Raw genomic sequence first — 10,765 nt, forward strand, 5'->3', positions numbered from 1 at the left:
GGTTAGTTATTACTTCTTATCATCTGTAGGGGCTTGTTTAGTCCCTACTTTTGGTTCTTCCCCTTTAAATAAACGCACAATATTAGTACGATGCCTAATAATGATCAGTAGCGTAATAAAGGTCACGGGTAAGGTATATAACGGCTTTATCCACCATGTATATAAAGGCGCTAGCGTAACGGCCACTAACGCGGCAAGTGATGAGTAACGAGTAATCGCGACAATCAGCAACCAAGTACCAATCAATAACCCTCCTAAAGAAAGCCCTATCGGTAGTAACGAGCCAAATGCAGTTGCAACCGCCTTACCGCCCTTAAAACTAAAAAATAACGGGTACATATGCCCCAGGCATGCAGCAACGGCGATTAAACTAAGCTCTAATGGCTCAAGTTTTAAAAAATAAGCGCCCCAAACAGGGATTGTGCCCTTTAAAATATCGAAGACTAAAACTAAGCATGCAGGAAGTGACCCGCCTAAGCGGTAAACATTGGTTGCACCTGGATTATTGGAGCCATGCGTGCGTGGATCGGGGAGTTTGAATAGCCGCGACACTAAAATGGCCGATGAAATCGAGCCGAGCAAATAGGCTAATACAAACATTAAAATGACTAACACGCGCTTCCTTATTTTTTAATCATTACTTTTAAGCTATTATTGGCGTCAAAATTTACGGGCTTCTTAAATTACTCGCAATTTTGTAACGATTCTATTGTAGAAGTAATTTTAGTATATTTAAACACTGATTAAAGTATATATAGTATTAATTTGATTGATACAATATGTAATTAACTCAGTGACTTGTTATAGTCATTTGGAGTATCAATGGACAAGGTATTTATATCACAATTGCATGTCGAAACGATTATCGGGGTGTATGATTTTGAAAAGAAAAGTAAACAAAGCCTGTACTTTGATATTGAGATGCTAAGCGATATTAAGCCCGCAGCACAAAACGACGATATTAACTTGGCACTGGATTACGCTAAGGTAAGTGAGCGTGTTATCGAACACAGTACGGCTAAACCGGTAGAGCTTTTAGAAACACTGGTGGAGCAATTAGCGCAAATCATTTTAACCGAATTTAATACCCCAAAAGTGACAATAAAAGTAAGTAAGCCCGCTGCAGTTGCACAAGCGCAAACCGTCGGTGTAGAAATAACCCGCAATAAGGCTACGGCTTAAATGGCGCAAATATTTATTAGCTTAGGGTCGAATATTAATAAAGCAGAGCATATCAGGCGTGCTTTAGTGGCGTTAAATAAACATTTTAAAAATACACAACATTCTTCGGTGTTTGAAAGTGAAGCGGTGGGTTTTGCCGGTAATAACTTTTACAACTCCGTACTTGCTGCCACTACCGATATGGCGCTTGAAGATGTGTGTGCGTTATTAAAACAAATAGAGCGCGATAATGGTCGCAAAGCAAATGATAAAAAATTTAGCCCGCGCACCTTGGATCTCGATTTACTCTTTTACGATGATGTCATTTGCGAGAGCCCAGCTCAACTACCACGTGACGAAATTACCAAAAATGCCTTTGTATTACAGCCTTTAGCAGAGGTGGCTCCTGATTTTTATCACCCTGTAGCAAAAAAAACGATTGCCCAAATATGGAATGCATATAACAACCCTCAACAAAAACTATGGAAGGTGGAGTTTTCTAACCCATGAGTATTATAGAAATAATTGTTTTAGCCCTAATTCAGGGATTTACTGAATTTTTACCTATATCGAGTTCTGCACACTTAATTTTACCGTCGCAAATTTTAGGCTGGGAAGATCAAGGCTTGGCATTTGATGTTGCCGTTCATGTAGGAACGTTAATTGCTGTTGTTATTTATTTTCGTATAGAAGTGGCCGATATACTCGGTGCTTGGTTTAAATCGTTTGGTGCACAAGGTACAACAGATGACAGCAAACTAGGCTGGTGGATAATTTTAGGTACTGTGCCTGCCGCTATTTTAGGGCTATTGCTAAAAGATTTTGTTGAACTGTATTTGCGCAGTGCATGGGTGATTGCGACCACAACAATCGTATTTGGTCTATTGCTTTGGTACGCCGATGCCAAAGGTAAGCAAATAAAAACAATCTATCAGCTAAACTGGAAAACGGCCCTCATTATTGGCTTTGCACAGGCCGTTGCAATGATCCCTGGCACTTCACGTTCAGGTATTACCATGACAGCGGGTTTAATGTTAGGTATGAATAAGCAAAGTGCAGCGCGCTTTTCGTTTTTATTAGCTATTCCAATCATTTCAATGATGGGCCTTTATTACACAGCAGAGCTAGCGCTTGGCGATCATATTGTTGATTGGACTGCTTTATTGTTAGGTGTAGTGCTGTCGTTTTTATCAGCTTATGCTTGTATTTTTATGTTTTTAAAAGTGATTGAGCGAATGGGAATGCTACCATTTGTTATTTATCGTTTATTATTAGGTGTCGGTTTAATATTCTTTTTAATGCTATAAGCTATTAATCTTCAGGAAAGCCTCCCACTTTGGGAGGCTTTTTTATTTGCGCCAAGGGTTAATGGTAACTTAAGCTAAATTTTGGCATTATAACGCCATTAAATTTTGCCCTAGAGCAAACTCCGCGCAGGATGAAAGGATAGTAAATGCATATACATATTTTGGGTATTTGTGGCACATTTATGGGTGGTATTGCCGCTATAGCTAAATCATTGGGTCACCACGTTACTGGGTCAGATCAAAACGTTTACCCACCAATGAGTACTCAGTTACAAGAACTGGGTATTGAACTAACACAGGGCTATGACGTATCTCAACTAGAGCCAGCTCCAGATATCGTTGTTATTGGTAATGCTATGAGCCGTGGTAACCCGTGTGTTGAATATGTACTCGATAAGAGCCTGCCTTATACCTCAGGACCTGAGTGGCTAAAACATAACTTACTACAAGATTCGTGGGTGCTGGCTGTGGCAGGAACTCATGGTAAAACAACCACCGCCAGTATGCTGGCGTGGATACTTGAATATGCGGGTTTAAAACCGGGCTTTTTAATTGGCGGAATTGTACAAAACTTTGGTCTTTCTGCGCGAGTTGGGCAAACGCCATTTTTTGTTATAGAAGCCGATGAGTACGACACGGCCTTTTTTGATAAACGCAGTAAGTTTGTTCATTATTTACCTCGAACACTTATTTTAAATAATCTTGAATTTGATCATGCTGATATTTTTGAAGATTTAAACGCAATTAAAAAACAATTTCACCATTTGATACGTACACTACCGCAAAGCGGCAAAGTGCTTTGGCCAAAAAATGATGAAGCACTGAGCGATGTGATTGCAAAAGGGTTGTGGAGCGAGAGCGAAACATTAGGTGATGATTGGAGTTATGAATTACTCAAAGCCGATGGTTCTCAATTTAATGTTTTACTAAATAGGCAGTTACAAGGCGTTGTTAGTTGGCAAGCGATTGGTGAGCATAACGTTAAAAATGCCATTATGGCTATTGCAGCAGCACGCCATGTGGGAATTGCAATAGAGCACAGTATTGAAGCTTTGGGCGAGTTTATCAGCCCAAAAAGGCGGATGGAGCTTAAAGCAGATATTAATCATATTAAAGTGTATGACGATTTCGCCCATCACCCTACCGCGATTCAAACAACACTTGCGGGGCTGCGTGCTAAAGTGGGGGATGAAAAAATTATTGCAATTTTAGAGCCGCGCTCTAACACCATGAAAATGGGAGTGCATCAATTTACACTTCTCGATTCACTTCGCGATGCAGATGATGTGCTGTTATTTGAACCAGAAAATTTAAACTGGTCACTTAAAGAGCAAGCTGACAAAGCGGGTATGCAGTGCTTTGATTCTACAACCGCTATTATTGATACAGTGCTTGAGAATGTTGAGCCAAATCAACATGTTTTAATTATGAGTAATGGTGGTTTTAATGGTCTTCATCAGCAACTTGTTGATGGTTTGACCGATAAATACAGCGGAGAATAATGTGCAATTTAAAGATACAATTACCTTAGCATTTAGTGGCGCATCAGGCGCATCATATGGGTTAAGGCTGTTGGAAGTGTTACTTGAACAACAATTTCAAGTGTATGTGCTTATCTCAAGTGCCGCGCGTGTAGTTTTTGATACCGAGTCTAATATAAAGTTATCAGGGAATGAAGATAAAGCTACCGAGCAGTTAAGTGTATTATTTAACGCCAAGCCTGAACAATTAAAGGTATTTGGCAAAGATAACTGGTTCAGTCCGGTGGCTTCGGGCTCAGCAGCACCGAAAAAAATGATAGTATGTCCATGTAGTGCCGGGTCAGTGTCTGCGATTGCAGTCGGCGCATCAGATAATTTATTAGAGCGCGCTGCCGATGTGGTGATAAAAGAGCGAGGCCAGCTTATTCTAGTGCCACGCGAGACGCCATTTAGCGAAATTCACTTGGAAAATATGCTCAAATTGTCGCGTTTAGGGGTCACTATCATGCCCGCTGCTCCTGGGTTTTATCATCAACCACAAAGTATAGAAGACTTGGTTGATTTTATGGTGGCGCGAATTTTAGATCATTTAAATATTGAACATAACCTCACAAAGCGCTGGGGTTATGGTGAGGGTAAGAAATGAATAAGCAAAACATTGCTTTAAATATTGAAGGCCTTACCAAGGTTTACAAAAATGGGGTAGAGGCAGTAAAAGGGGTTGATTTACAAGTGCATGAAGGTGACTTTTTTGCACTGTTAGGTCCAAATGGGGCGGGTAAATCAACCACTATTGGGGTAATTTCTTCACTGGTTAATAAGACCAAAGGCAAAGTTGAAGTATTTGGTCACGATATTGATACCGACCTTGAAGCGGCTAAAGCGAATTTAGGCCTAGTACCACAAGAGTTTAACTTTAGCCAGTTTGAAACCCTAAGCCAAATACTCGTTAATCAAGCAGGTTACTACGGTGTACCGCGCGGCGAAGCACATAAACGTGCAGATAAATACTTAGCGCAACTTGGATTAATCGAGAAAAAAGATAAGCAAGCACGTACTCTTTCTGGTGGTATGAAGCGTCGTTTGATGATTGCACGTGCCTTAATGCATGAGCCAAAGTTACTTATTTTAGACGAACCAACTGCGGGCGTTGATATAGAGCTGCGCCGCTCAATGTGGGAGTTTTTAAGACAAATCAACGAACAAGGTGTGACCATTATTTTAACCACTCACTACCTTGAAGAAGCTGAACTACTGTGTAAAAACATCGCTATTATTGATACCGGTCGCATAGTTGAAAACACTACTATAAAAGCTTTGTTGGCTAAATTAGACAAAGAAATCTTTGTACTGGATTTAAAGCAGCCTACCAATCCGGTGACACTTGAAGGGTATAATTTCACCATGACTGATGAGCACACCATTGAAGTTGAAGTGGCTAAATCACAAGGGCTTAATGCTGTATTTAGTGCGTTAACCGAACAAGGTAATACTGTGCTAAGCATGCGCAATAAAGCAAATCGATTAGAAGAATTATTTGTAGGTTTATTAGAGCAAGGGCGGGGCGAATAAATGTTTAAATATGGCGTAGCCTTAAAAAGTATTTGGATTAAAGAGTGTATTCGCTTTTTGCGTATTTGGGTGCAAACCTTAGTGCCGCCAGCGATTACTATGAGCTTATATTTTGTTATTTTTGGGAACTTAATAGGCTCGCGTATTGGCGATATGGGCGGCTTTAGTTACATGGAGTTTATTGTTCCTGGCCTTATTATGATGTCAGTTATAACAAACTCTTACTCGAATGTAGCTTCAAGCTTTTACTCAACTAAGTTTCAAAAAAGTATTGAAGAGTTATTGGTTGCACCTGTGCCTAATTACATCATTGTGTTGGGTTATATGGGCGGAGGCATGACCCGTGGCATTATGGTTGGCTTTATTGTAACGTGTGTTTCTTTATTTTTTGTAGATATACAAATACATAATATTTTTGTGATTATGGCCACTGTTATTCTTACCTCGGCGGTGTTTGCCTTGGGCGGGTTAATCAACGCTATTTATGCAAACAGCTTTGATGACATAAGTATTATTCCGACCTTTATTTTAACACCCCTAACCTATTTAGGCGGGGTGTTTTATTCAATCACTTTACTGCCTGATTTTTGGCAAATGGTGTCGCAAATTAATCCTATTATTTATATGGTTAACGCATTTAGATATGGGTTTTTAGGTGTGTCGGATGTAGATTTATCGGTCGCAATGGGTGTGTTGTTGGTGTTTATCAGTGTCCTATTTACTTTAGCACTGACGCTAATTAAAAAAGGTGTGGGGCTAAGACACTAATGAGCGATGCAAATTCACGTAGTATTGTATCTAATCAAGCGGGGCTTCATGAAAAGCTTGATGAAATAGTTAATAAACACTTACAAGCCGAGTTTAAAAAGCCAATTGCAACACATACGCAAACCGCATTTGATGAAGTTAATGCTAAAGTGCAAGCCTTTAATGGGCCGCTTATTTTAGATTCCTGTTGTGGGGTCGGGGAGAGCACCGCTAATTTAGCAAAACGTCATCCTGAAGCGTTAGTTGTGGGCATTGATAAGTCATCTCACCGACTTGATAAGCATGATGTTGAGTATAAACAAACTGAGAGTGGTCAATACATTTTAGTGCAAGCTGACTTAAATGACTTTTGGCGTTTAGCGGTGGCTGCTAATTGGCAGCCTACGCATCACTATTTGCTTTACCCTAACCCTTGGCCTAAGTCTAAACACATACAAAGGCGCTGGCATGGGGCGGCTATCTTCCCCTTTATTGTTAAATTAGGTGGTTTGCTTGAAGTGCGCAGTAACTGGGATATCTATGTTAAAGAGTTCGCCAGAGCGCTCGAGTTAGCTGGGTATCCTTGTCAAACCGCGTTGTTTGAATCAGATGAAGCAATTACTCCTTTTGAGCGTAAGTACTGGGCCAGTGGTCAGCAAAGCCACCGACTAGCCATTAATATTAATAACTAATTCATTGCTTTTTTAAAGTCAGTAACATGTGGCGTTGGTTTGCCAAGGAAACTACCTTGCATCAGCGTCACATTTAGTTGGCTGAGTAACTCTGCAACCGTATCACTTTCTACCGCTTCAACAACCAATTCAAGTTCAAGCTGCTGGGCTATATCAGTGATGTAGGATATAAATAGCGACGTATTTGCATCATTTAATAGCTGCTTTGTGATTGCACCATCAAGTTTTATACCATCAACCTCCACTTTTAAAGTATTAAGAGTATTAATAAACTCATTACCCCAGCAGTGCATCACCACCTTTGCCCCCTTACTTTTTACCATTGCGATAAATGACTTTATTTCATAGTAATGTGAAATAACCTGCGACTCTAAAATCGAAATAGTAATGTTTTCAGGATTAGGGTAGCGATGAAGCTCATACGCAATATGATCATAAATAGTGGGATCTGCAATGTTTTCAGCGCACAGCGTTAACTCCCAACAAATTGCTGATTTACGAAAACGTGAAACACATTGAGTAAACAGTGCATGGGTTAACATGCCATTCATACGCAGTCTATTTAGTGCATTTGCAAAGGTATCAGGGGTTAAAATCTCCCCTTGTGAAGTGACTATTCTCGGTGAGCAATCATACCTAATAACTTCATCGGTATGAGTATTTATAACCGGCTGAAAGTAAGGAACAACACGATGAGCATCAAATGCTTCACGAATTTCTTTTGCTATTTCAACATTATATAAATATAGAGATTTAGCGTCATTAATTGCCTCACAGTAGTTAACTATGCTCTGATCGCCCTGCTTAGATTGCAGTAACGCAATATGAGCATTCTTAAGCAGTAATGACTTATTCCCTCTTGCCACTCCAGCGTTGAGCGTAATATAAATAAATGGGTCTGTAATAAAAGGTGTATTTTTATTATGGGATTGAATAATGCTATATAGCTCATCAAAGGGAGTTTCTTTATCAGTCAAAATAGCGAGTTTATTAGTTGCAATACGATAAATACGTGCGTGCAAACGGGCTTGCTGCTTAAAGTGAGTGAGCAGCTTTTTCATCACTTCATCGGCTGTTTTTGTGCCAAAAAAACGGCTGATATTATCAATTTCGTTCACTAAAATAATCGCAATTTGTAAATGATGTTCATTGCTTTTTTTTAGCCGTTTTTCTAAGGCAATATGATTTTCGAATCCGCTTGCATGGTCGCTCATTAATGAACGACGTACTCCATAGTAATAAAGAGTATAAACTATTAATAAAATAATAATTACGCAGCAAAAATGAAACATAGATTGATATAAGTCTGTTTTTAACGCATTGCTAATTTTATCAACGCTAATATCTGCAGCTGTAATATAGGTTCTGCCATTTTTTGCCAGATGAGGAATATATACTGTTTTAGAATGGCCGCGATGCGCTGTTGAGGTTTCAAAAATAGGGGCCGTTGATAAAAATGCAGCCATAGTTATTGGCGTGGCTTCGGGATAAAGATCTAAAAACTGAGTAACTTTACCGTTATTTTGATCATCTTGAGTGTAGCTAGAGGCAGTAAAATAAACATTTTCATCAATCAGTACCATTGAATATAAATAATCTATATTTAAATCATTGGCCAATGCCGAAAGCTGGTCGGCTTTATTTTGATAGCTTGAAAAGCTAATTTCTTGCGCTACTTTATCGTGATAATCATTACCTAAAATGTACTTTACGCTGGTGGCTGCATTTAATAAACGATTATCAATGCTGCGTATAACATCATTATTGATGGCAGTGTAGGTGTAGTAACTGTAAATTATTAAGCTGACTAAAAAAAAGACGGTACCGAGCGCCAACCGAGTTAATTTTAGATTTCCTTTTAGCATGCAACATCCTTATTTTTTGTTAGATTTATTATACTTAAAAATTATAAATGCCCAATATTTTAATTACCCTTTGTACTAAATATAAAAAATAGTGAAATGTTATCTATTTTGTATTGTCTTTTATGGCTTAAAACGAGACATTTTTGTCATATTGCAGTAAAGTTAGCGCAATTTTTTAGAAATGCCGTTGCTTAAAAACACCTTAAATTAGCGTGTTTTACAAACTAACAGGTGTTTTAGTCACACACTAGGTATGAAGATGGATCAAAAGCGTTGTGCCGTCGCCTCTAAAGAAAGCCTCAAACGGATATTTACCGTTCCAGAGGCCCCTGACTCAACTTTGAGCAAAATAGAGCTTGAAATTTCGAGTAATTTAGCAGGTTTCTTAAACGAAAATATCGCGGCAATTGAAAAACCATTACATGAAATAGAAAAAGATTTTCAATCGGCGGCTATCCCTGAAGAGCCAACGTTTGTGTCTTGCTATGCCCAAGATATTATGGAACAGCTGGTTGCTCATTCTGTACATACCGCAGCGCCAAGCTTTATTGGTCACATGACATCTGCTCTGCCACATTTTTTACTGCCGTTATCGAAATTAATGGTTGGGCTAAATCAAAACCTTGTAAAAATAGAAACCTCAAAAGCGTTTACCCCATTAGAGCGTCAAGTTTTAGGAATGATGCATCATTTAGCTTATAGCCAAAGTGATGGTTTTTATTCTAAATGGATGCACAGTGCAAAAACCTCTTTAGGAGCATTTTGCTCTGGTGGCACAGTAGCTAACATTACAGCACTTTGGATTGCCCGCAACCGCTTATTGAAAGCAGATGGCAACTTTAAAGGCATTGCTGCACAAGGTTTAGTGGCGGGAATGCTCCACTATGGTTACAAAGGACTGGCGGTTTTAATCTCTGAGCGAGGTCATTACTCATTAGGCAAATCGGTTGATTTATTAGGTATTGGCCGTGAGAATTTAATTGGTATTAAAACATCGGCTGATAATAAAGTTGATGTAGCTGCTATGCGAGAAAAAGCGCTAGAGCTTGAAGCGCAAGGCATTAAAGTGATGGCAATTATTGGTGTAGCCGGAACGACTGAAACTGGTAATATCGATCCACTTGAAGACATGGCTAATTTAGCACAAGAGATTAATTGCCACTTTCATGTTGATGCGGCGTGGGGCGGAGCTACTTTACTTTCTAATACCCATAGGCACCTTTTAAAAGGTATTGAGCATGCAGATTCAATCACCATTGATGCGCATAAACAAATGTATGTACCGATGGGAGCAGGTTTGGTGCTGTTTAAAGACCCTGCTGCAACTGATGCCATAGAGCATCATGCTGAATATATTTTACGTAAAGGCTCTAAAGATTTAGGCAGCCATACCCTTGAGGGGAGCCGCCCTGGTATGGCGATGTTAGTGCATGCTTGCTTACGTGTTATTGGTCGTAAAGGCTATGAAATGCTTATCGATCGCAGTATTAAAAAAGCACGTTACTTTGCTGGTTTGATAAAAGCAGATGAAGACTTTGAATTAATATCAGAACCTGAGCTATGTTTGCTAACTTATCGTTATGTCCCTAAGCAAATTAAAAATGCGATAGCACAGGCCGACGCACAAACCCGTTTAGATATCTTTGCCGCGCTTAATCGTTTTACTGCAAGCATGCAAAAACGTCAACGTGAATCAGGTCGCTCGTTTGTATCGCGTACACGTTTAACGCCAGTTCAATATGATAACCAACCAACCGTGGTATTTAGAGTGGTGCTTGCGAATCCGCTTACATCAGGTGCAATATTAAAAGAGATATTAGAAGAGCAGAAAGAACTAGCTCAAACCGACCCTGTATTTAAAAAGTATTTACGAAAATATATGTAACTAACCTGAACTCTGGTTTAGAGATTTACTAACATATTGAATCAAAGATGATATT

General features: G+C 39.3%; 11 protein-coding genes. 9 read left to right on the forward strand and 2 right to left on the reverse strand.

Annotated elements, in window-relative coordinates; all coding sequences use genetic code 11:
* Positions 1-9: 9 nt before the first annotated feature.
* Positions 10-615 carry a glycerol-3-phosphate 1-O-acyltransferase PlsY gene (gene plsY / locus QMA00_RS14900; RefSeq protein ID WP_076922994.1) on the reverse strand — a complete coding sequence of 202 codons (606 nt, stop codon included), beginning with the start codon at positions 613-615 and terminating at the stop codon, positions 10-12.
* 207 nt (positions 616-822) lie between these two features.
* On the opposite strand from plsY, the gene folB reads away from it, so the two are divergent.
* From folB to QMA00_RS14940, 8 genes are all read left to right on the forward strand, one after another.
* Positions 823-1,182, forward strand: coding sequence for a dihydroneopterin aldolase (gene folB / locus QMA00_RS14905; protein ID WP_076922995.1), 360 nt, complete (start codon positions 823-825; stop codon positions 1,180-1,182).
* Entirely contained in the window at positions 1,183-1,671 is a 489-nt protein-coding gene (folK, locus tag QMA00_RS14910) for a 2-amino-4-hydroxy-6-hydroxymethyldihydropteridine diphosphokinase (protein ID WP_008466048.1), read from the forward strand.
* Positions 1,668-2,468, forward strand: coding sequence for an undecaprenyl-diphosphate phosphatase (locus QMA00_RS14915; RefSeq protein WP_076922996.1), 801 nt, complete (start codon positions 1,668-1,670; stop codon positions 2,466-2,468). The genes folK and QMA00_RS14915 overlap by 4 nt, the downstream gene beginning before the upstream one ends.
* A 146-nt stretch (positions 2,469-2,614) precedes the next feature.
* The gene (mpl, locus tag QMA00_RS14920) at positions 2,615-3,970 is read left to right on the forward strand and encodes a UDP-N-acetylmuramate:L-alanyl-gamma-D-glutamyl-meso-diaminopimelate ligase (protein ID WP_076922997.1); all 1,356 of its coding nucleotides are present in this window, start codon (positions 2,615-2,617) and stop codon (positions 3,968-3,970) included.
* Position 3,971: 1 nt separating this feature from the next.
* Positions 3,972-4,595 (forward strand): flavin prenyltransferase UbiX, encoded by a 624-nt coding sequence (locus tag QMA00_RS14925; RefSeq protein WP_076922998.1) that lies wholly within the window; start codon positions 3,972-3,974, stop codon positions 4,593-4,595.
* A complete protein-coding gene (locus tag QMA00_RS14930; RefSeq protein ID WP_008115617.1) occupies positions 4,592-5,521 on the forward strand; it encodes an ABC transporter ATP-binding protein in 930 nt (309 codons plus the stop codon). Before QMA00_RS14925 ends, QMA00_RS14930 begins: the two co-directional genes overlap by 4 nt.
* A complete protein-coding gene (locus QMA00_RS14935; protein ID WP_008115618.1) occupies positions 5,522-6,289 on the forward strand; it encodes an ABC transporter permease in 768 nt (255 codons plus the stop codon). It begins immediately after the preceding gene.
* Positions 6,289-6,960, forward strand: a complete 672-nt coding sequence (locus QMA00_RS14940; RefSeq protein WP_008115619.1) for an SAM-dependent methyltransferase — start codon at positions 6,289-6,291, stop codon at positions 6,958-6,960. Before QMA00_RS14935 ends, QMA00_RS14940 begins: the two co-directional genes overlap by 1 nt.
* On the opposite strand, the gene QMA00_RS14945 is transcribed toward QMA00_RS14940, so the two are convergent.
* The gene (locus tag QMA00_RS14945; RefSeq protein ID WP_076922999.1) at positions 6,957-8,825 is read right to left on the reverse strand and encodes a GGDEF domain-containing protein; all 1,869 of its coding nucleotides are present in this window, start codon (positions 8,823-8,825) and stop codon (positions 6,957-6,959) included. The two genes, QMA00_RS14940 and QMA00_RS14945, sit on opposite strands and share 4 nt — an antisense overlap.
* 259 nt (positions 8,826-9,084) lie before the next feature.
* On the opposite strand from QMA00_RS14945, the gene panP reads away from it, so the two are divergent.
* Entirely contained in the window at positions 9,085-10,710 is a 1,626-nt protein-coding gene (gene panP, locus QMA00_RS14950; RefSeq protein WP_008115622.1) for a pyridoxal-dependent aspartate 1-decarboxylase PanP, read from the forward strand.
* Positions 10,711-10,765: the final 55 nt, after the last annotated feature.

Origin of the sequence: Pseudoalteromonas sp. APC 3694 (assembly GCF_030407565.1) — a bacterium.
In the GTDB taxonomy this organism is placed as follows: Bacteria; Pseudomonadota; Gammaproteobacteria; order Enterobacterales; family Alteromonadaceae; genus Pseudoalteromonas; species Pseudoalteromonas tetraodonis.

Bases quoted from the DNA above. Each gene is read 5' to 3' on its own strand.
- folB (WP_076922995.1), top strand. From the start codon at position 823: ATGGACAAGGTATTTATATCACAATTGCATGTCGAAACGATTATCGGG.
- QMA00_RS14935 (WP_008115618.1), top strand. From the start codon at position 5,522: ATGTTTAAATATGGCGTAGCCTTAAAAAGTATTTGGATTAAAGAGTGT.
- QMA00_RS14930 (WP_008115617.1), top strand. From the start codon at position 4,592: ATGAATAAGCAAAACATTGCTTTAAATATTGAAGGCCTTACCAAGGTT.
- QMA00_RS14940 (WP_008115619.1), top strand. From the start codon at position 6,289: ATGAGCGATGCAAATTCACGTAGTATTGTATCTAATCAAGCGGGGCTT.
- panP (WP_008115622.1), top strand. From the start codon at position 9,085: ATGGATCAAAAGCGTTGTGCCGTCGCCTCTAAAGAAAGCCTCAAACGG.
- QMA00_RS14945 (WP_076922999.1), bottom strand. From the start codon at position 8,825: ATGCTAAAAGGAAATCTAAAATTAACTCGGTTGGCGCTCGGTACCGTC.
- folK (WP_008466048.1), top strand. From the start codon at position 1,183: ATGGCGCAAATATTTATTAGCTTAGGGTCGAATATTAATAAAGCAGAG.
- mpl (WP_076922997.1), top strand. From the start codon at position 2,615: ATGCATATACATATTTTGGGTATTTGTGGCACATTTATGGGTGGTATT.
- QMA00_RS14915 (WP_076922996.1), top strand. From the start codon at position 1,668: ATGAGTATTATAGAAATAATTGTTTTAGCCCTAATTCAGGGATTTACT.